The organism is bacterium, from assembly GCA_037143175.1.
Classification (GTDB): domain Bacteria; phylum Verrucomicrobiota; class Kiritimatiellia; order CAIKKV01; family CAITUY01; genus JAABPW01.
On the sequence record JBAWZF010000047.1, the window covers coordinates 1 to 22,575 of the forward strand.

The 22,575-nt window shown below is 54.6% G+C and carries 15 protein-coding genes; 10 read left to right on the top strand and 5 right to left on the bottom strand.

All coding sequences use genetic code 11. The features are described from left to right. The 4 genes from WCI03_12140 to WCI03_12155 all read right to left on the bottom strand — a co-directional run. Nucleotides 1-808 (bottom strand): AAA family ATPase (locus WCI03_12140; protein ID MEI8140603.1); only part of this gene is annotated, 808 nt, incomplete at its 3' end. A 118-nt stretch (nucleotides 809-926) separates the two neighbouring features. Further along, on the bottom strand, nucleotides 927-1,838 hold the full coding sequence (locus tag WCI03_12145; GenBank protein MEI8140604.1) for a PD-(D/E)XK nuclease family protein: 912 nt from the start codon (nucleotides 1,836-1,838) through the stop codon (nucleotides 927-929). 59 nt (nucleotides 1,839-1,897) lie between these two features. Continuing rightward, complete coding sequence (locus WCI03_12150; GenBank protein ID MEI8140605.1) at nucleotides 1,898-2,119, bottom strand: helix-turn-helix domain-containing protein; 222 nt, start codon at nucleotides 2,117-2,119, stop codon at nucleotides 1,898-1,900. A gap of 396 nt (nucleotides 2,120-2,515) precedes the next feature. After that, the gene (locus tag WCI03_12155; protein MEI8140606.1) at nucleotides 2,516-3,697 is read right to left on the bottom strand and encodes a hypothetical protein; all 1,182 of its coding nucleotides are present in this window, start codon (nucleotides 3,695-3,697) and stop codon (nucleotides 2,516-2,518) included. A gap of 205 nt (nucleotides 3,698-3,902) precedes the next feature. On the opposite strand from WCI03_12155, the gene WCI03_12160 reads away from it, so the two are divergent. The 10 genes from WCI03_12160 to WCI03_12205 all read left to right on the top strand — a co-directional run bounded on the left by WCI03_12160 (nucleotide 3,903) and on the right by WCI03_12205 (nucleotide 22,289). Beyond that, complete coding sequence (locus tag WCI03_12160) at nucleotides 3,903-4,136, top strand: helix-turn-helix transcriptional regulator (GenBank protein MEI8140607.1); 234 nt, start codon at nucleotides 3,903-3,905, stop codon at nucleotides 4,134-4,136. Nucleotides 4,137-4,375: 239 nt separating this feature from the next. Continuing rightward, entirely contained in the window at nucleotides 4,376-5,395 is a 1,020-nt protein-coding gene (locus WCI03_12165) for a restriction endonuclease (GenBank protein ID MEI8140608.1), read from the top strand. A gap of 4 nt (nucleotides 5,396-5,399) precedes the next feature. Further along, nucleotides 5,400-7,235, top strand: a complete 1,836-nt coding sequence (locus WCI03_12170; GenBank protein ID MEI8140609.1) for a site-specific DNA-methyltransferase — start codon at nucleotides 5,400-5,402, stop codon at nucleotides 7,233-7,235. Nucleotides 7,236-7,241: 6 nt separating this feature from the next. Next, on the top strand, nucleotides 7,242-9,869 hold the full coding sequence (locus tag WCI03_12175) for a DEAD/DEAH box helicase family protein (GenBank protein MEI8140610.1): 2,628 nt from the start codon (nucleotides 7,242-7,244) through the stop codon (nucleotides 9,867-9,869). Between the two features lie 61 nt (nucleotides 9,870-9,930). Further along, entirely contained in the window at nucleotides 9,931-10,920 is a 990-nt protein-coding gene (locus tag WCI03_12180) for a hypothetical protein (GenBank protein ID MEI8140611.1), read from the top strand. 32 nt (nucleotides 10,921-10,952) lie between these two features. Next, complete coding sequence (locus tag WCI03_12185; GenBank protein ID MEI8140612.1) at nucleotides 10,953-12,014, top strand: restriction endonuclease; 1,062 nt, start codon at nucleotides 10,953-10,955, stop codon at nucleotides 12,012-12,014. A 129-nt stretch (nucleotides 12,015-12,143) separates the two neighbouring features. Then, a complete protein-coding gene (locus WCI03_12190; GenBank protein MEI8140613.1) occupies nucleotides 12,144-15,191 on the top strand; it encodes a LamG-like jellyroll fold domain-containing protein in 3,048 nt (1,015 codons plus the stop codon). After that, nucleotides 15,188-21,445: an RHS repeat-associated core domain-containing protein gene (locus tag WCI03_12195; GenBank protein MEI8140614.1), complete on the top strand. Its 6,258-nt coding sequence runs from the start codon at nucleotides 15,188-15,190 to the stop codon at nucleotides 21,443-21,445. The genes WCI03_12190 and WCI03_12195 overlap by 4 nt, the downstream gene beginning before the upstream one ends. 9 nt (nucleotides 21,446-21,454) lie before the next feature. After that, nucleotides 21,455-21,685 carry a hypothetical protein gene (locus WCI03_12200; GenBank protein ID MEI8140615.1) on the top strand — a complete coding sequence of 77 codons (231 nt, stop codon included), beginning with the start codon at nucleotides 21,455-21,457 and terminating at the stop codon, nucleotides 21,683-21,685. Nucleotides 21,686-21,929: 244 nt separating this feature from the next. Beyond that, nucleotides 21,930-22,289 carry a hypothetical protein gene (locus tag WCI03_12205; protein MEI8140616.1) on the top strand — a complete coding sequence of 120 codons (360 nt, stop codon included), beginning with the start codon at nucleotides 21,930-21,932 and terminating at the stop codon, nucleotides 22,287-22,289. Nucleotides 22,290-22,323: 34 nt separating this feature from the next. Here WCI03_12205 and WCI03_12210 read toward each other — a convergent pair. Then, nucleotides 22,324-22,575: hypothetical protein (locus tag WCI03_12210; protein ID MEI8140617.1), on the bottom strand; the 252-nt coding region annotated here is incomplete at its 5' end.

Below are 22,575 nucleotides of genomic sequence, written 5' to 3' on the forward strand. Positions count from 1 at the left end.
GCGTCGTCCGGCTCTTCGCCATGCAATGCGGCACTTCCGCCGAATACAGGGTCCGGGTCCCGGCCCCGCGCCCCTTGCCATCCTTCCCGACGCTCACGTCATACCCGACAAACAAGACGTGATCGGCCCATTCCCGGACACGTAATCGAATGGAGGCCTTCCCGCTGTTCGGGGATTGCAGGCGCGGCTCATACCGGAGCCAATCTTCCCCGGCCGGGTTCGGCACCGTGGATGTACAATCGTGGCAGACAAATACGACATTCCGACCGGCTCGCGCGTGGCGATCCAGATCAGCCAGCAGGGGGAGGAACGTGTCGAACACGAAGCCAAACCCCCTGCCGTACCCGTAGCCTTCGACACTGGTCACCCGTTTCCCATCTGCCAGGACGGTCTCCAGGGTATGCGCCACTGCCAGTTCCTCGGCCCGTGTCCCGGTGTCGATCACGATGCTCTGCACCTTTTCCCAACCATCCGCCTGGATCACATCGCGCAACGTCTGCCAGTTGTGGATCCCCGTCACCGGCATGATGTTTGCCATCCGTCCGGATTCCTCCAACTGCAACCGCAAGCGCGGCAGCGATTCATCCAGGTCGATGAACGCGACCGGCCCCGGCAACTGCGACGCCAGCGTCGTCTTGCCGATTCCGCCAGGACCATAAAGCAACACCCGGTGCCCGCTCGACGAGGCCACCTCCCCAAACTGCACCGATTTGCGCGCCATCGCCACCGGCGGTGCCGGGGGCATTGCCGGCAACCCAATCCTTCTCACAGTCCCCTTGCCGAATAACGGCGTCTTCGTCTCACTCATCCTTTGTTCCTTCCTTTCTCTGTATTTTCTTCAATGTGGGAGGGGCACTCTCCGCCACAGGCGGATCTGCCCGCGGCACGACGTGCCGCGACTCCCTTCTTTTCCTACTGCCAACTGATCACTGCCCACTGCCTACTGTCCCCAACTCCCCATGCACCGCCCCCACACGAAACCCAGACGGCACACACTGCGCATCCGCATGGACCCCCTGCAGGCAGAACCCGGAGAACTCACAGCCCTGGCAACTCATCGCATTCACGTTGCGCGGCCACGCCTGCTCACGCAGGCCCGTCCGCCGCTCCGCCTGGCGGAGAGCCAAAATGAGTTTGGAAAGCTCGAAACGTTGGATCTTGAATTCCTCCAGATCCTGATCGAGCACCGGCACCTCGCGGCGCGCGTAATAGAAGTCCGCCCGATCCTGGGTATCCTGGGCGAGGCGATCCCCGAACTGGGCGGCCGTCTCGCCCTGCTTCTGACGGATGGCCGGTTTCTTGGTCACGTCATAAAGGATCACCTGGACATCCCAACCGAGCGCCCGGGCCGCGACCACGTACTGCATCACCTGTTGATTGAGCCGCAGTCGCAGCCAATAGTCCGAAGCAGGATCCACACTATCGCTGGTGGTTTTATGTTCCATCAGGACGAGACGGCCGTCCTGCAGGACGCCGAGCCCGTCAATCTTCCCGGCGCTATCGAAAGTCCGGGATCCTTCAATCGGATGTCGGAACTCCACCTCCGCATGCAGTTCCTTTACTGGATCCTGTTCATGACGCCGGTAATACCCGGCCAGCAGTCCAGAGAGGGTGGCCAGTTGCACTTCCTCGAATTTCACATCCTTGACGGCCGCCGCCAGGGCCGCCTCAAAGGGAAGCCCCTGCCAACGCGCTTCCATCGCCGCGTGCCATGCCGTCCCGAATCGCAGTGCCTGCGCTTCGGTCTCCGCCTTCAACCCAATTTCATACCGCCAGAAATGTCGCCGGGGGCACCCCAACAACGTCGTCATCCTCGTCGCCGTCAATAATTCCTTCATCTTATTTCCCTTCGCGCACTTTGCGTCTTCGTGTGAATCATGTGTTTTCTGCCCACTGCCTACCGCCCACTGCCCACTTTCTTTTCCCCGGCCGTTGCCACCCGGCACCCGGCAAGAAACGCATCGAGGTCTGTCACCGCATAACTCACCGTCCGGTGCCCGATCCGGTAAAATGGGATCCTCTTCGCCTTCCGGAGCGACTTGAGTTCCCTGGTTGTAATCCCGAGATGCTGTGCAGCATCCGGCGTCCCAATCCTTGTCAGTTCGTTACTCCCATTCATCGCATCTCCCTTTCATGTTGCATGGCAACACGATTGCAAGTAGGAAGGGTGCGCGCCATTTCTGGCTGTCGAAATGTCCGGTAATGTCCGGAACCACAAGAGGGGTAAAAATGGCCTAAAACCCCTATAAACAAAGGCCGTTGCGGCCTATGGAGTTTCATTAGAAATAGGGAAAATAAGTGGAAAAATGTCCGAAAAATGTCCGGACAACTGTCCAAATGTCCGTTTTCGGTCAAATGTCCGAAAAATGTCCAAAAAAATGTCCAAATGTCCGGAACCGCGCAGCTCGCAGACCATCCGGCTCAATGTTTACAGGGGGTTCGCTCAAATGTCCAAATGTCCGGACAAATGTCGAAATGTCCGGACAAATGTCCGAATGTCCAACAAACCATCCGGCTACTTATTCGCGCCCAGCCGCTGGGTTTGTTCGATGGCCCGGCGATATCGCCGTTGAAGAGCGTCTGCACGTGTCGCGATATCCACGGCTCTCATAGCGTCACCATGGACGGCCTGTCTATAATGTCGGTTGGCGTCGCTTAATCGCATCCAAGGCGCTTTGTCGGGGGTTTTGCGCGCCGTTTCAATGTCCAAACGTGATAGGGCCCAAAACGTTTCCACGTCGTTCGCATGTTTCTTCCGTTCCAGATTGTAGGCCTGCACCAAGTCATCAGTCGCGCCCCGATTCGGGTTCAGCTTTGAACACCGTAATGCGGGCGCAATGGTGGCCAGTGCGATTTCCGCAGCTTTCTGGGCAACCGTGGCAGTGGTGTCATCACTTTTCGCTACTTTCTCTTTTTCTCTCCGTCGCCCGCTGTGGGTGTCCGTACGGCATTCCTTAGCGCCTTCAGTCTCCGCCTTCCCAAACGGAAATTCCTCCTGTAAGCGCACGACAAACGCCCTAGCTGTCCCACCGGCGCCGAAAGTAGCTATCGCTTCATCCCTACAAGGCTTCACTCTATATCCGCCAGCATTACGGGTCACCCGCACCCGTACATCCATGGCCCTGTCTCTTTCGATTCTCTTTACCCAGAACTCCACGCTTTCCCCCTCTATTCTCGCGTCCATTCCCGGGCCTTCGCTGATAAAGTTCAGAGTGTTGATGAAAGCTCTCTCTGCCGCCTGGATGCAGCGCCGCATCAGATCGCGGTTCTTTTCCGTCTCACCCGGGTCATCAAAGGGGTCCATTCTATGCCGGTCGCACTCTGGTAACCGGGCCATGTTGTGCTTTTGCATACACATCAGCAGGTAGTTCTGCAGGTGCTTCCGGTAAATCCCTCCAACCTGTAACTGGTGCTTGCTTAAGGCGCCGAAGAGTTCCGTGTGATCCAGAATATCCCCGTTCAGTGCCAGCATGGCCGCCCGCGCCCGGAAATAAACCGTCACATGGAGGTACGCGAAACTCGATTCTGGCTTTTCCAAAAGCTCAACAAGTCGCCCCACCGTATACCAGGGGAAGTCGTTCATCTCATGCTCGACATTCGTCAATGGTCGTAAAATCTGCGGAACACGGCTTTCATCCAAATCGGCAGGGTAGAAGATGTCCCATTCAGCAACATGAATCTCGCAACTTTTAGACACTAGCATTCTCCCTTCTGGCAGCCCTCAAAAATAGAGAGGGGTCATGAACATCCCGCCCGTGTTCATGACCCCCTGATAACTAAGCAATAACTAAAAGCACGTTAACACTCGAATACTAACCTTGCAACCGCGTAAATGCATTTCCTGCATTTTGCACGGTTCATTGTGTACTCAATTCCCTTTCGTTGTGGTTCCCTTTGGGTGCATGACAAATCGTCCCAAATCGGAGCTCTGTAGGCGAATCGGCTGTGAAGTTTACAGGCGGCGCCATGCCCGCGGCTGGTCTCAAGAGAAACTCGCCGAACATGCGGATTGTACCCGCAACACCATCAGCTTTGTCGAGCGGGGTCTCTTCAACGTCTCGGCCGAAATGCTTTTGAATCTGGCCAAAGCCTTTGGAACCAATATCCAGGGTTTTTCCCGCTCCGCAAAAATTTGATTTCACTCTCTGCCAACTGTCTTCCGTTTTCTGTCCACTCTCTTACCTCGATCCGTCCCATTTCTCCGCTACGTCCGATTTGCCCATGGTTCTAAATTTTCCCGAAACAAAACCGTTTCTTGAATCTTCTGTTCCAACAGATTACCTTTGCCGATATTCCTGTTACGACTATTGCGTCGTGTGAAAGTCGAAAGCGACGAAAAAGGTAAGCCCTAAAGTGTCAATCAAGAGAGGTTTATATGGCGAGCAAAAATGAGAAGACCCTTTGGGGTATTCATGGCGGAAAGACAGGGGATGCGGATAACTTGTTTCTAAAGCATAATGTCATAGCGCTGGGCTGGCTGGAAATGGGCGATATGTCGGCGCTTGGTGCAGATAGGGAAAAATTCAAGGCAAAACTTGTCGATGTTCAGCCGGACCGGAAGCCTGGATATTACCCAAATGCGGGTGGTCAGCTCTTCCGCTTTGTCCATGAGGCGAAGAACGGGGATCTTATTATCTATCCGTCGAAACGTGATCGCTGTGTCCACATCGGGGAGATTGTTGGCCTGTATCACTATGACGCGACTCATGAAGCCAACTACCCGCAGCAACGGGCTGTGAAATGGTTAAAATCCTTTCCTCGCACAAAGTTTTCCCAGGGGGCACTGTACGAAATTGGTGCCGCCATGAGTTTTTTTCAAGTGAAGAACTATGCCGATGAATTTCTGGCTGCTTATTCAGGAGAGACGAATACCACGCCAGCAAAGATGGACGAGTCCATTTCGTATGTGGCCGACGATATCGAGCAGAATACTCGCGACTTTATCTTAAAAACACTGGCCCAGGAGTTGAAGGGGCACGCTCTGGCGGATTTCGTTGCGCATCTTCTGGGGGCGATGGGGTATCGAAGCCGGGTTTCGCCCGAAGGTCCGGATGGCGGCATTGACATTATTGCCCACAAGGATGAACTTGGGTTTGAACCACCGATCATTAAAGTTCAGGTCAAGAGTTCGGAAGGCAGCATCGGCGATCCGATCGTTTCTCAACTCTACGGTAAGGTTGAGCAGAAGGAATTCGGTATGGTTGTTACGCTGGGTACTTTCACGAATCAGGCGGTGAGTTTTGCTCGAAACAAGAGCAATCTACGCCTTATTGATGGCGACGAACTGATTGATCTGGTTTTAAATCATTACGACCAATTCGATTCAAAATATAAGGGTCTGCTTCCCTTGAAACGCGTCTATGTTCCTGAACCCCTGGAAACGACGGAGACCTGATTTTATGCCGACTCTTGATTTCAAAGGAAAATCATTCGTTTACGCGCATCATCTTTCGGTGCCTTTCCGGGAACTGATAGTTGATGCAAAGAAATCGCTTCCTCTTAAAGGGGATAAGCCATCGCTGGATGACAATCTCATCATCCACGGCGATAACCTGCATGCTTTGAAGGCCCTCATGCCTGTCTATGCGGGGAAGGTGGACTGCATTTTCATCGATCCACCCTATAATACCGGCAACGAGGGCTGGTGTTACAATGACAATGTTCGTAGCCCGCTTATGCGTGAATGGCTAAAGAAATCGGCAAATCCAGTAGAGAAGGAAGACCTGGAGCGCCATGATAAATGGCTCTGCATGATGTGGCCGAGGGTCTGTCTTTTACGGGATTTATTGGCGGATGACGGGGTCATATTCATCACTCTTGATGATAACGAGCAGCATCAGATGCGCTCCATGATGGACGAAATCTTTGTGCGGGAAGAGTCATTTTACGCCCAGATAGCTTGGCAGAAAAAATATGCCACTGCCAACGACGCGCTCGGTTTCTCTCCTATGTTCGATCATATTCTGGTCTATCGAAAGAGCGCGCAGTTTTCGCGTAACTTGATGGAGCGAACTGAAGGCAATGACGCCAACTATCGGCTTGAGGACGAAAGGGGTGTGTTTCGTTCCGGGGACTATACTTGTAATAAAACGGCCGCAGAGCGCCCGAATCTTTACTATCCCATTACCCATCCGCTAACCGGTGAAGAAATATGGCCAAAAAAAACAGCGGTGTGGCGTTATTCAAAAGAACGCCATGCGTTTAATGTCGAGAATGGCTTTGTCTGGTGGGGCAAGGATGGGAAAGGCAAGGTTCCCAGTTATAAACGTTACAAGCACTTGTTGAAAGGTGGCGGTGGGACGGTGCCCAGCACTTGGTGGCCACATGAGTTTGCTGGCCACACAGATGAGGCAAAAAAGGAACTGCGTGACATTTTGTCAGACTTGCCGGAAGTGCTTCAGTCCATTACCCCAAAACCGGTCCGCCTTCTTCAGCGCATCCTTGAAATCGCTACTGATGAGAACTCCCTTGTGCTCGACTCCTTCGCAGGCAGCGGTACGACAGCGCAAGCCGTTTTGGCGTTGAATAAAAAAGACGGTGGAAACCGCAAATTCATTCTCGTCGAAACGGAGAATTATGCGGACAAACTCACGGCTGAACGCGTTCGGCGTGTCATTCAAGGCTACAAGTTCAATGGGACGCAACGCGAGGAATTGTGGCGGGAGCCCCTCAACTTCACTTCATTGAAGAATTCCGGCAAACTGCTGGAAAAGGCCGATAGCTTTGAACTTTTGGACGGAAAGCGTTTCGACCGGATCGCCAAGACCGTCGAAAACGGCGCGTTGGTTGTAACCGGCGAGAAAAAGATCACCGAAAAGGTGGAGGGTCTCGGGGGCAGTTTCACTTACGCTACACTTGGTCCGGAAATGACGCTCGATAAATTACTGTCCGGCGGTTTACCTGCGTTCGAATCCTTGGCCAAATACGTTTTCTTCACCGCCACCGGACGCACTTTGAGTGACGTGCCAAAGCAAAAGGCCAACATGCTCGGATTTATTGGTGAAACAGACGTTTATCGTGTCCATCTTCATTACCAACCGGACAAGAACTGGCTTCAGAGCAATGACGCTGCCCTCACGGAAAAACTGGTGGATGAACTGGTTGCCGCGAATAAGGACAAAAAGAAACTGTTGGTGTTTGCCGCTGCCAAGTTTATGAGTCAGCGTGAACTGTCCCGGCAAGGTTTGGACTTCTGTCAGTTGCCGTATGCTATTCACCGTATCCTGGGCGATTGACCGGCTATGCAATTAAAAGATTACCAGACAACCGTTTTGGAAGACCTAAGCCGGTATCTTCAAGTACTTCTGTCACGCCGTGAAGAGGCGGAGGAGATCCTGGAATTCCAGCGAGGCAAAGGCCGGGAGGCCAAACTTGCGGACTATTGTCGTCAGACCTGGGATTTTCTCCACACTCAAAAAGCCCTGCCGCTAACAAAGGATAAGGCTGGTGTCACAAGCGCGCCGCAATATGTCGCCCGGAAAGACGGGTTAGATCGGCCCGTGCCCAATATCTGCCTGAAAGTTCCGACCGGCGGCGGGAAAACTTTGCTCGGCACGGTCGCGGTGGAACGGATCAATACTGAGTATTTCAAGAAGCAGACCGGTTTTATACTTTGGATTGTGCCGTCAGATGCCATTTACTCGCAGACGTGGAAGGCTTTCGCGAACAGGGAGCATCCTTATCGCCAGATGCTGGAACGTGCCTCCGGTGGCCGTGTGAAACTGTTGGAGAAAAGCGACAGCTTTACAAAGCAAGATGTTGAGGAGCAACTCTGCGTGATGCTGATGATGCTACAGGCGGGTGCCGTGAAGAAGGAGAGCAAAGAATCTCGCAAGATGTTCCAGGAGAGCGGGAAGTTTCCGAGTTTTTTCCCTGATGTGGATGATGCCATCGCGAACAAGGAACTATTCCGCCAAGTGCCGAATCTCGACGCGACTGATTTAACCGAAGAAGGTTTTCGTATTGGCGGACTGACCGTGAAACAAAGTCTCGGCAATGTCCTGCGGCTTGTTCGCCCGCTGGTGCTGATTGATGAAGGGCACAAGGCGTATTCAAACACGGCATTCGAGACTATTGCCGGCTATAACCCCCGGTTCCTGCTGGAACTGTCCGCTACACCCAATAGTGGCAAGGAATACGTCAGCAACGTGCTGGTGAACGTTTCGGGCACGGCGTTAAAAGACGAGCAGATGATCAAGTTGCCGATCAATCTGGATAACCAGAACCGGGCAGACTGGAAACACACACTCTCCGTAGCCCAGGACAAACTGGAGGATCTGCAGAAGGACGCACTAAAGGTCCATAACAACGAAAATCGCTATATCCGGCCCATCCTCTTGATTCGCGTTGAGCGGACCGGCAAAGAACAACGCGACAAGGCTACCATCCATTCCGAAGACGTGCGGGAATACCTTGTTGAAAAACTGGGTGCTCAACCTGACGAAATCAAAGTGAAGTCAGCGGAGATGGATGAACTCGGGAAGGAAGACCTGCTGTCAGAGTTTTCCAAAGTGCGCTACATCATCACCAAGGACGCCCTTCGCGAAGGGTGGGATTGCCCGTTCGCCTATATTCTCGCTGTGCTGTCAAAGACGACGGCGGCCACGGCATTGACGCAAATGATTGGGCGGGTGCTCCGTCAGCCGGGCGCCAAATTGACTGGCGTGCCGTCACTCAATGAATGTTACGTTTTTACTTTTGATCAGGAAGTTCAGGCCGCCGTGGAAAGCGTGCGGCGTGGATTGGAAGAGGAGGGAATGGGGGATCTCGCCAGTCAAGTCCGAGCAACCGGTGCTGGCGCTGCAGCCGCTTCCCGGCGGGAGACGATTCGTCGGCGTGAAGAATTTGCTGGCCTGAAAGTGTTTTTGCCGCGCGTGTTGTCCCGGCATTACGCCACTGGCGACTGGCGGCAATTCGATTACGATAGGGATTTGTTGAGTCGGTTGGACTGGTCAAGATTCAGTTACGCCAACTCCAGCACTTACACGCCGGACGACAAAGAAACGATTCAACGCACATTAACCCGTGTGGATGTCGAAAATCTCGGGAACGTTGATGATGAGTTACTCAAAACGCAGATAACCGAGGAAACCGTTGAGTCGGAGCTGGATGTTCCCGCGCTCGTTCGCTTGCTGCTCGATGTCATTCCCAATCCCTGGCAGGGCGCGCGTATTTTGCAGGAAACATTGGCCGAACTGCGCAAACGAAAGATCAAGGAAGAGCGGATCATCGCAAACCGGCTGTTTCTGGTGAAGACGATGCGGGACAACCTGAAGGAGCAAGTTCATAAAGCGACGGAAATCGAATTTCGACGGATGCTGGAAGACAATGAATTGTGTTTCCGGCTCGAATCCTCCAACGATCCAAAATTGAATTGGGAATTGGCCGAGACGTTGACATTAGATGTGACCGATGAAGATAGGCCATTGCACCGGAAGACTGGCGAACCTTTAAAGAAAAGCATTTTCAAAACCGTTTATCAGAAGCAGGTGAATGGGCTTGAAAAGGAGATGGCCTGGTATCTCGATGGCAGCAAAGCCGTCCGTTGGTGGCATCGCATCGCAGCCCAGTCGCCGGATTGGCACTTACAGGGGTGGCAACGCAGTAAGGTGTATCCTGATTTTCTCGCCTGTTTACATGACGCGGGCGACGGTAAGGTTCAGTTTACCGTACTCGAAACCAAGGGGCTCCATTTGAAGGGGAACGAAGATACCGCCTACAAAGCCAAATTGTTTGAACTTCTAACGGCACATTCAAAATCTGCGCTGTCGGTCGGTGAATTGAAACTCGGCTTGCAACAACAGCAAATGAAATTTGAGTTGTTGTTGGAAAATGACTGGCGGGAGAAAATGCAGGTGGGTACCCCTTAATTTCCGGAACAACATATCAACGCAGGCGACAGGATAAACGTATAATCAGAAGGAGAGACAGATGGCTGACCAGAACAAGGTGACTCAACTCACCAATTCGATTTCCGCGGTTCTCAATTTCAAGAACAAAAGTCTTATCTCTCGGCCCGAATGGGGCACGATGTCCTTTCGTAACGCCGAACCAGATATAGCGCGCGTGATGACTACGCTGGATATGCTTAAGGACCTTCCGTTGGATTACCTCACTGATTCAGCCTGTGATCGCATCAGGGGAAGTATAGACAAGTTTCCTAGTATTCTTCAGCGCCTCGATCAGTTTTCCATTGAGCAAAATAGCGCGTCTAGTGCCCGTGATGAAATCACGCGACACGTACACGAAGCATCTGATCCTTTTTTTGAGGCTGCGGCACCGTGGATTCCCTTTCTCGCATACAAAAAGGGTGACATTGCGGAGAACATATCTCGTCTGTCTGCCGCAGTTGAACAAGGAGGGGGCATTCTCGAAAATGCTAAGGCATATGCTAAGGGTAAGGCCAAAGAGATTGATGACATAACTATCAAGGCCCGCGAGGCATCGGCTGCGGCTGGTGCCGCAGTTTTTACTCAAGACTTTAATAATGAATCTGATAAGTTGGAACAGCGTGCGCTCCCATGGTTAAAATGGGGCATTGTCTGTGGCATTGCCACGCTTATTGCAGCAGTATTATCGTGGTTCTGGACACAGGATAAACTTGATAACGGACAGATCATACAAAAAATCGCCAGTAAAGTGATCGCGCTATCAGTGTTGGCCACTGCTACGATCTGGTGTGGCCGAATGTATAAGGCGCTCAGACACCAAGCGGTGACGAATCGGCATCGAGCACTGGCCCTGCAAACTTTCCAAGCATTCTCTGCGGCTGCAACTGACAACCAAACGAAGAATGCGGTTCTCCTTGAGGCGACTCGATCCATTTTTGCACTTCAGTCGACTGGGCTTGTTGACCCCAGCGCAGAAGAGTCATCCACTTCAATCATTGAAATCGCGAAAGCAGCTGCGAGCAAGGACTGAGGTGTTAACAGCGCCCTGCTTTGGAGTGAAAAATGGCACGCCGTAGGAAGAACGAGTCAATATTTGAAATGTTGATGGATGCCCCATGGTGGATGGGGGTCATTGGGGCAGTTCTCTTCTATGTCATGGTTGCTATTATGTTGCCCGCTACATTGGCCGGCAGCCCTTTTGGGGCTTTAATAGCGGGTCTGTGTCCAGATCTAGGTAAATGGCTCGCCGTTGCCTGCCTTTTTTCAGCCGCCATCTCCGCAATCCGTTCCTTAATGAAGCGGCCCCCATCGGTTGGGCGGCGAACTATGGACTACATGCCGGTGCGCCCAGTGGCGGAGGTCACGGCTGTACCGGTGAACCGGAGGGCGGCGGTTGCTGATATTGATGTCGCATGCCCTCAGTGTAAGGCCGTATTGGTAGCCCCCGAATCGATGATTGGGCAACCGGTGACCTGCGAAGGTTGCCGGCATTCGTTCCTCATTCCCAAACCCGTCATAAAATTCCCCGACATGACGAGTTTTTATTCCTCAAAACGCTCTGGTCATTTTTCCTCCGATCTGCTGAAAGAATTAGAGTGGAAAAGGTTTGAGCAACTCGTGGAGGGATATTTCGCTCAAACCGGGTGGAGAACCCGCCCGCATAGGACAGGTGCAGACGGTGGAGTGGATGTCCATCTCTTCCGCCCAGATCAGGACAAAGCCGCCGCAGTAGTTCAATGCAAGGCTTGGAATACCTACTCCGTGGGCGTCAAACCGGTTCGCGAATTGTTCGGCGTTATGGCAGCTGACGGTGTCCCCGAAGGCTTTTTTGTCACCTCCGGCGACTATACGAGCGAAGCCCAGTCGTTTGCGTCAGGCAAACCCATGACACTGATTGACGGCCGTGATCTGCGAAAACGGCTTGAATCGTTGACGCCGGAAATTCAGTCCGATCTCTTTTCAAGGGTGACAGCAGGGGATTACACAACGCCGACCTGCCCTCAATGCGATCGTAAAATGGTTCGGCGTCAGGCCGGTAAAGGTCGCACTCCGGGGAACGAATTTTGGGGCTGCCCTTCTTATCCGCGCTGTCGTCAGACATTCCAGATGAAACAAGACACTTGATCGTGTTTAATTGCTGGTGGACGTAAATATTTCGAGTTTTTTAGATTCTCGCTCTTTTTCCTTGCCTCATAGAATAGGATAGTCCATTAATTCATAGATTTGTGAAGGGGGGAGAGAGATGAAGTTATTATGGAAAACAAACGCTCCCGCCTTTACCCGCAACGACGCCTTGGTTCACTGTTTCTCTATGCTTTGACATCACTGTGTCTCCTTTCAGCAGCCGCCTGGGCTTTGACTACCCTCAGTGTGAAAATCATTGATGACCGTCAGGCTAAACTGGTGGCTGAACTCAGGGGAAATGTTGCCGACAGTCCCGCGTCCTTGGTCGAGCGCTTGCGCGATCTGCAATTGCGCAATATTTTCCTGTTCGTTCCGGGCATGAAAATACCGGTTTCTTTTTCGGTAGGGCTGTTTTCCTTTGACCCCAAGATTTTCCCCGAATCATTCCTTAGCGGGCTTGTGTTTGAGGTTGAGCACGGGAGTCCGGTCTATCACCTGAAACTCCGGGAGATGAGGGCGACACGCGAGATTGAGGTATTGAATGCGGATGGCAAGGTTTTCTATGTTTTCAAACCCAGTTCTGATTATGATCCGCGCTGGCTGGCACGTCAAAAACGACCACAGATTTATGCGGCGTCATTTCCCGCGGAACAACGGGCAACGGATGAAGAGGGCCTGGATCCTTCGCATGTGGAGATGGAAGTCACGCTGATTCCTGATGATTACGTGGAAGTCTATGCCGAGGGTCGTATTGCCTCATTAATGGATGTTCTGCTGGCTGATTCCGCAAGCAGGTCATTGTCGGGTGGGATGGCGATGATGCGGATGGCCGGTTCCGATACCAATATCGTGGTAGCTCAAATTGGGATGGTAAGTTCAGGAATGCTTCTGCAGGTGGATTACCCGGATACACTGACGAACCGGTTTGAAATGATGATTAGTTCCAACCTGATGCCAAGGCAATGGTGGGTCGCTGATACCAATCTTGTGACGGCTGGCACTAATTCATTGCAGTGGGTCGATACTGGCTCGACGAATGGGGCCGGTATTAGCCTGCGTTTCTATTCGGTGGGTAATTCGGAGGATACGGACGGAGATGGGATTCCTGGCGGGCGCGAAGCCATCATCTACCGCACTAATCCCGACGCTTTAGATTCCGATGGGGATGGGCTGGTGGATGGTTATAGCGGGGTAGTTTCAACAAACGCTTATCCTAGCGGTGTGACGACAAATGGAAGCACAATGGTGCTGGGTGAACTTTCTCTGGGGACTGATCCGACGCTGTGGGATACTGACGGGGATGGGATGAGCGACGGCTGGGAGGTTGCACATGGCCATAATCCTCTTGATCCGAACGATCCCCCGAATGTTTCAGGAACGTTAATCTACTCAGGCCGTCAGACGGGCACCGTTTGGGTAATCGCGGTAACAGACTCCAATAGCTGGTCAACCGGCCATAGTTACACCTCTGCCATCAGTGGGTTCCCACTGACGTATTTCATTCCCGATCTGGAGCAGACGAACTACTGGCTCAAGGCCTGGGTGGATAGTATCGGAAACGGCCAGACCAATGCTACGGAGGCGCGGGGAGTGTTTACCAATGTTCTAACGGTCATCACAAACCGTGTGACAGGAAAAGGGTTCTTGCTGGCAGATCCTGACGCTGATGGTGATAACCTGCCCGACTGGTGGGAAATCGCATATTTCGGGACCGGAACCAACACGGCGGTGGGCGATCCTGATAGTGATGAATACACGAATAAGGAAGAGTACGATGCCGACACAATCCCGACGGATATTTCGAGTCATCCATGGAATCTAAGCGGCACGATCACCTACACCGGCCCCCAGGCCGGGATAATCCATGTTGTAGCTTGCACCAATGGAACGGACTGGGCCTGGGTTTATGCCGATACGCTCACAAATTCCATGACATATACCATCACCCATTTGCCTCCCAATACCTATTACTGGATGCGGGCGTGGCGGGATAGCAACAATGATAATCTGCCGACATCTTGGGAGGCTTGGGGCAGCCATAACAGTAACCCGGTATTTCTGGATGACAACCTCACCGGCCAGGATATCACGCTGGCCGATCCTGATGCAGATGGGGACGGACTTGCTGATTGGTGGGAAGTGCTCTATGGGCTGGATCCGACACGAGGCGGCGGGAGTGGTTTATCTGCATGGTGGAAGCTCGATGAGGGCACAGGCACCAATGCCTTTGATTCCACGGCCAATACCAATAATGGAATCCTTTATGGTTTTGCAACCAATGCGTGGGTTACAGGTATCATTAGCAACAACCTCCATTTCGATGGAACCAACACTTATATTGAGGTGCCTGATAGTGCCAGTCTGAAGTCTGACGGTATCAGTATTGGGCTATGGGTAAAACCGGATCGCCTTTATACCAATGGTACGGCGACGTTTGTCAGTAAGCGGGTGCCAGGTGGGACAACTGGTTACGGGCTTGGTTGCGAGAACGGGGCGTTGGCTTTCACGATTTGCAAATCGGGGGCTAAGACACTGCGATATTCCTGCGCGCTTACAGCCAACGTGCCAGTGCATGTGGTGAGTACTTACAGCAGTGGCAACCAGCAAATTTATGTCAACGGTGTGCCTGTCGCCCAAACGAATTATATTTTCGGGTTGGAAATTGGAGGCATTGAAAATGGCACCAATTCGCTTAAGCTCGGGGCAGCTTCCGGAGGGATCCTCACAAACCTGTTTGCCGGTACGTTGGATGATGTGCGAATCGGCCCGGGCGCATGGCCTTCAAATGATGTGGTGGCAATATATCAACTTGGAGCTGACCTGGATCATGATGGGCTCAGCACCTCAGAGGAATACAAGCACGGTGCGAATCCGACCAATAGCGATACGGATGGGGACGGGCTGTCCGACTATGCCGAAGTGTTCACTTACGGGACCGATCCTGCCAAACGCGATACCGATGATGACGGCATGGATGATGACGAGGAACTGCTTGCCGGCACGAATCCAACCGTCCCGAACGGCGGTGCCTCCACAACCTCAATTCGCTACTACTACGATACGGATGATCGCTTGACCGGCGCTTATGGAGGCGCGGATGGGGGCGGCGGGTCAGGGATATATACGATAACGCCGGCCGGTAACATTTCCTCGACGGCCGAAAGGAGGACGCCATGAAGCGCAGCATTTTATCCGCATCGGTTGCATTGTCACTCGTCATGTCGCTTGTTCGCTCCCTTACTTGGGCCGCCGACCCCCAGGAGGGGGGTGACTGGTCCGGCTGGCGTAACCAGTCTGAGACCAACGTGGTTGCGGCCGTCGAGGACGAGGGCGTGTCGGCCATGGGTGACCCGGATCCCGCCTATTCGCCGTCAGACCTGGTTGAAGCGCTGGCCGTGCCGCTGACCGAATCTGGGCAGGTGCTCATCAACCTTGGCTTGGGCCAGGCACCAATGTCAAATGAACTGATTTCGGAGACAGCCCGCGGCCTCGACTGCAATTGGGCGCAGTGCTATCTTTTCGTCCGAAACCATATTGTCTTCACGCCTTACCCGGGGATTTCACGTGGGCCGGAACGTACTCTGCTTGATCGCGAAGGGAGCGATGGCGACCAGGCGTTCCTTCTGCTGGCCTTGCTGCGAGCCAGCGGTTACACCAATACAACCACCGTGATGTATGCCCCGCCGCCCACCGACCCCTTCACGGGCGGATTTGCCATGCCCCTCGGCGGCACGACCTCGGGCTACGATGCTGCCTCCTGGCTGGGCGTTCCGGCTACGGGCACGGTTTTCACCATTTGGAGTGATCTGGTGGGTAAAATACTGGCCAGTGCCTCTCTCGATGGTTCCCGTTGTGGAGGTTCAGGCGGCCCTGCGGGCTACACTGTCCGGGTGCCGCACTTCTGGGTGCGGTTAACGCTTGGAGGTAACGATTATTTTCTCGATCCATCCTTCAAGCCTCGTCGCGTCACGTCTACCAGCGCCAGCCTGTTGACGGACATGGGTTATACTCGCACCAACCTGCTGGCCAAGGCGGGGGGAACCGTCACCAACGATTGGTTCGTATCCGGCCTCGCCACCACCAATCTTGCAGCCGAACTGTGTCGGCTTTCAACAAATCTCACCGCGAACTGGCGGGCCTCCAGCACCAACGCCGCAGCTTCGTATTTCATCGGTGGCGACATGATCGCTCCCCAGGACCTGGCCGCCGATGCGCTCACTTTCCATGGCGCGACCAACGGCGTGGTTGTGGACTTTCTCGCACAGACCGACGCCTACAAGAATGCTTTGCGTACGAGCGTCACGCTGAAGCACGGCGGCCTTACCAATACGTTCTGGCTGGACGAGATCGGTGCGCGCCACCTCTGGATGTCGTATACGAACTCTGCTCAGACCTACCCCAAGGCGGTTTTACACCTTGACGATACCGTGGTGACGAACGAACCTGCCGGTTCCTCTCAGTCCGCCGTCACCGCCATCATTACCGTCAGCAATGCTTACAGCGTATTCCCGGCACAGTACAGTCTCACCCGGAGCAACGGCAACGTGTACACCATTCCGATCGGGTTCGGCGGCGACCACAGAGGCGGAATGCGCGAACGCGCCGAGAACGAACTCGGGCGCCTGCGCGCTGTCGGCGTGTCGGAGGGCGACGTTTCGCTGCGTTCCCGAGTACTCGAGGTCGTGGGCCAGCAATGGCTGGCGCAGACCGCCTTGATGAACACGCTCGACAGCCGGCTCAAGAGCTCCGGGCAGCATTTTTTCTACAATATAGGCATCGCCGGACAGGCTGAATCCCCCTACGTTGATCTCAAGAACAACTTCTCGTACTCCATTGCCGATCCCTCGAAGTTCGACGGCTACATGCTTTTCTCCAGTGCCCTCGAGCATGGCGTGCTCGACCAGATGAATGGGACGAACAAGCCGGCCGTCTCGACGGTCCGCGTCATCGCCTTGGCCAACGCCACCAACCTGCCCATCTATTTCGTTACGTCAAACAACTGGTCCACGATCAGCGCTACGCTCACCAACTACAGCGCCCAGACGCTGGCGGGATTTGTTACGGACATGAACAACGGGCGCAAGATTCTGTTGCCCAGAGACGGCAAAGTCACCCTCAACCACTGGAGCGGGTGCGGATACATCGACTACGGTCCTGCGGGCGGAGATTACTACAGCGCCGGCATGATCATTGGTGGCGGCCTGAGCGGCGGGTTCACGAGCGAATACGGCTCGATCCCCTCCATCGATGGCTACAATGAGTATGAGTCCCGTATTCTGTCCGATTCCTCGATCTCCACCCCGCGTTCATCCGATCCTGTCGACATGCAGGACGGCGCCAGTCTCATCACACGAACCGACCTCGCTATGGCCGGCCCGATGCCGCTCGCCTGGTCCCGCCATTACGATTCCCGTGCGCGATGGGCTGATGGGCCCCTCGGTCGCGGCTGGACACACGGGTATGACGCCAAGGCGAGCGTCCACGCAGACCCCGATGCGTTTCTCGGCCGCGGCTCGCCCGAGGCCTGCGCGCCATCGGTGGTTGCAAGCGCCGTTGTGGCCGACCTGATCGCCGCCGGCGAAAGCGCAAAGAACTTGGCTACCGCCTGTCTTGTCGTCAAGTGGTGGACCGACCAATACGTGGATGGTGCCGTGACCGTAAAGACGGAGAACGAGGCACTCTCCTTCACCCGCGCCCCAGATGGAACCTATGTATCGTCACCAGGCGTTACAGCTAATCTCTCTCGCGGCACTAACGGCCAATTCACCCTCCAGGAGCGACTGGGCCGCACATGGACTTTCGCCACGAACGGTACTCTTTCCCGCATCGTCGATCCTTCCGGAAACTCGACGGCGCTTTCCTACAGCAATGGTACTTGCCTCGTGACCGTATCCAATTCCTTCGGGCGCAAGTTCACGCTCAATTGGTCCGGCAATCGCGTCGCTTCCGTGAGCGACAGCGCCGGCCGCAGCGTGGCTTACCGCTACAGTCCTTCTGGGTGCCTCACGGGAGTTACCGATGCGGCGAACTACCCCTGGTCAATGACGTACGATACCAACGCCGCGTTTGTCTCTGAGACCGATCCGGCGGGAGTCACCAACGTTTTCAATGCCTACAACGCTCTAGGTCAGGTCACCAATCAGATTGCCGCCAACGGAAGCCGGTGGCCATTCGGATTCGCCGTCGGCATCCGAGCCTGGGAACGCGACCCGTTCACCAACCGGATCGTCTACGCCTACGGCGACGACGGCCGGCTGGCGCAGCGTGTGGATCGCGACAACACGACGAACCTGTTCTTCTATGACGGCCAGGGGCAAATGGTCTCGAACGTGGACGTGATCGGCCGCGTCACGATCAGTCAATACGATGCCAGCAATCGACTTGTGCGACTGACCCAGGCCGCGAACACCGCCAATGCCCGCGCCACGGTCTTCGTCTATGACAACCAACATCGTCTGGTCGCCGTCACCAACGCGCTCGGGCGCGCAACCCGCATGACCTACGATACGTCACATCGCCTCACGTCGCGCGTTACGCCTGACGAAACGATTACCACCAATGTCTATGACAGTCACGGATTGCCCACGTCCGTAAAGGTTCTGGACGTGGCCGGTCAGACCCTTGCGTCGACCTCGTTCGGGTACGACAACCGCGGGTTCGCCACAACCGTCTCGTCCACGGACGCTGGCACAAACCAGTTAGCGTATGACAACGCCGGAAACGTTACCAACGCCGTGGATGCGCTCAATCATGCCACCCGCTTCGCCTACGACCGGCGTGGGTTCGCCACCAATACGTTTGACTCTTTAACCGGCCGCACCGCTCGTGCGTACAATTCCGTAGGCCGACTGTCTTCCATCATCGATCCGTTGCTGCACACCAACACGTTCCTTTGGTCCGCGAGCGGCAATCTGGCAGGTGTCCGGTTCGCCGATGGGGGCCAGACAACGAACGAGTACGATATTGCCGACCGTTTAGTGGCGTCAAAGGACGCTCGCGGTAACCGTGTGGCTCTCGATCTTGACGCCATGGGTCGCGTCACGCGACGCTCCACGCCCAACTGGCAGGAACAGACATGGTTCGACATTGCCGGCTGCGCGACCGCCCGCCTCGATGCCGTCTCCGGACGTACCGACACCGGTTTTGACACGTTCAACCGCCCCGTCTGGATTAAGGATCCGCTGTCACGCACTTGGACCAACGCATTTGATGCGCTGGATACGCTCACCGCAACGGTTGACCCCAAGCACCGTACCACAGCGTACAGCCTCGACATCATGGAGCGCCGCACCGGGATCGCATATCCTAGCGTCCGTGCCGAATCCTTTGGCTTGGACGCCTTGGGCAGAATGACCGCCTTCACCAACTCCGAGGGTCATGTGTACCGGCTCGCCCATGACGGCCAGGGACGCGTTGTCGCCGCCACGAACGCGGCGGGGGAACAGGTCTTCCGCAACTCCTTCGACCTTTATGGCAACCTCACCAACAAAATAGATGGGGCGTCCCGCCCCATCCGCAACCAATTCGATATCCTTAACCGCTGTACGAACACGGTCTATACCGATGGCAGCACTGAAGCGTTCGCCTTTGATGCCGCCGGAAACCTTCTTACCGCCAGAAACGCGACCACGACAAACACGTTCGCCTATGACCTTATGAATCGCCTCACCGCCTCAGTCAGCCGCGTGTCAGGCGTGGCCTTCACAAACAGATACCGTTGCGACCTTGGTGGCCTGGCGACCAACTTGGTTTACCCGGACGGCAAGACGGTCCGCTACGATTTCGATGCGGACGGCCGCGTGACGAACGTAGTGGATTGGGCGCAACGCTCCTACCGCATCACCCGCGATGCGGCGGGGCGCATGACGTCACTTGTCTACTCCAACGGCGTCTCTGGTGCGTGGCAATACGATGCATCGCACGCCGTTTCGAACTGGTCCTACTCGGGCGCTGCAGGATTGCCGGGACGGTCCATAACCCGTGACACCATGGGCCTCAAGACCCGCGAAGATATCACATCCGGACCGTTGCCGGTACCCGCCGCCGACCGCCGTGCCGCGAACACGTTCAATACGGCGGACCGCCTGACATCCGCGCAAGTAACGATCGGCACGAACACGGTCACCGAAGAGTACCGGTCCGACCTATGCGGTGCCGTGACCAACGTTGTGCGTAGCGGCGGAACGAACGATGTCTATGCGTACGATTTGGCAGGGCGCATGACTGCCGCCAGCGCCAGCAACTTGTCGCTGGTGGCAATTTATGATGCACTCGGAAACCGCGTCAAGACCACCGTCAACGGCGTTACCCGGTTGTGGGTGGTGGACCATGCCGACCCGCTCAAGCGCCCCTTGATGGAAACCACCACCAACGGCACGCCCGTTCGCTATTACGTCTGGGGTGCGGGGCGCTTGCTGGTCGCAATTGACGCAGATGGAACCACACGATATGCCCACTGCGATGATCAGGGCAGCGTCGTGGCGCTCACCAGTACGAACGGTACGGTGCTCTTCACAGCGAATTACGGACCATACGGCGAACCGTGGGGCACCACCGGGACGAACGTCACACCCTTCGCCTGGCTCGGCGGTCACGGTGTCTTTCACGCCGGCGGCAGTTCCCTCTATCTAACCCGTTACCGTGCCTATGATACGACGCTGAAGCGTTTTCTCTCTCAGGACCCGCTCGGTCTTGCTGGTGGGGCGAATCTGTACGCCTACTGTCTGGGCAATCCGCTTGGTTACATCGATCCCTTCGGGCTTTGCGGGGGACTGTGGTTTGATCAACTCGGCTCCTCAGCCGCTGCAGCGTCCGCCTCCATTCAGAACACCATGATCGAAACCTATCCGTGGCCAGTTGCCGGGGCGCTCAACACGGTTGTGCAGATCGCACAAGGCATTGTCTCCACGCCACAGACCATCGGACATCTGGGCGAAGGCTCCGGTACATTCGCCGGCAATCCAAGCTGGCGGACGGCGCCTGGGATGCTCATGGACGTCTCTGTCGCAGCGAGCGTGCTGGCGGCCGGCATGGCTCCTTTGCCGTTTGCAAACGCGGCCTTGGGATCATCAAGTGCAGCGGCATCCCAGACGACAGCAATAAGTCCGTATCGCTATACACAGTCGGGAGAATCGTTCTCCCATTATGGCTACGCCGAACAATCTGCGGGTTTTGGAAACGGCTTACGGGTAGGTAGTAGCTACGCTACACCAGTGCAGGGTCTCTCCGGCGGTGAAGCACAAAGCGGTCTCGCCTTGCCCCGTGATTTACCGCCCAATGCTGTTTACAGCGTGACTCCAAATCCTGGAACTCCGATCCGAGTTAACCCAGTGACACAACCCGCTTTCGGACAACCTGGTGGGCTTCCGGAAGTTCAGTTTTACATGGGTACGCAACCGGGGACGGTATCGGGTCCGGTGCGAATCCCTTAGGAGCAACATATGATAAACGAGTGTCCATTCAAGGTTGGCGACTGGGTATGCTATAAACCCAGCATTCGGGGTCGTGGCCTTCAGGAAGGTGATTTCCTTGTTCCTGATCGTAACTATCAGATTTTGAGAATCGAGAAGGAACGCTATGTCGTGGTCGAGGGTGAGGATCATCCTGGTGGCGGCCTGTACTGGACGGAATTTATAATCGCTGAGCGTACCGGGTCTACGAAGAAAGGCTAAAAGAATCAGATTTATTCTGCGAATGCCTCCGCTGCTGCGAGTCGATTCTGTCGCGCCCAGTGGACAGCACTCACTGTAAATACCGAAATATTATGATCGATGTTGACTATGGGCGCCTGAGTATTGAGGATCATGATAAGGCCCGTTTGTTCCGGGCCCACGGATAGCTATTTAAAAAAACAAAAATGATACGATGCAGGATTGGTTCCATTTAGTCGAAGGTGCGTGTTCAAGGAGGTCCGATATGAAGATGTTGAAAAGTCTAATTTTCTTAACGGTGCTAACCGCTCTGTTCGGTTGCGAACATCACGATGCAAAGACAGAAAGCACTGTATCGTCAGTAACTGATAAAGAAATTTCCGTTCAGTCACAGTCTGCTGAATCCCAAATAACGAACGCTGTGGACGGCAAGGCTGTTAGTCCGTCTCTTGGACACTTAGAAGTGATTCATACAAATGAACAATCGGAAATAATTTGGTGCAGCTATGGCTATGGGTTTGATTATTTCACGTTAACGAACTTTCCAGATGCCGAAGAGGATACGAATTCAATACCAACAAACCCATTAACCAATGCCGGATCCACAAACTCATTCTTGCCGTAATCGTTCCCCGTTCCGGCAATCAGGCCTTCGTCAATCAACCCGCTTTCGCAATCGGAAACTGAATGATCCCTGGTTTATCTTGCGGAACAATCTCCCAATACTTCCCAGCTTCCGATTTCTTTACCAGGTTCCTGTAATGGTTGAACAACACATCCACGTGGGAATGTCCCATCTGTAATGCGGTCTTGGGGGCATCCTCATTATGCGCCAGTAGATAGGATCCGAATGAATTGTTGCCAACCGAATTATGACCGTGTGCCGTTCCTGAATTAAATCTGATGAAAAG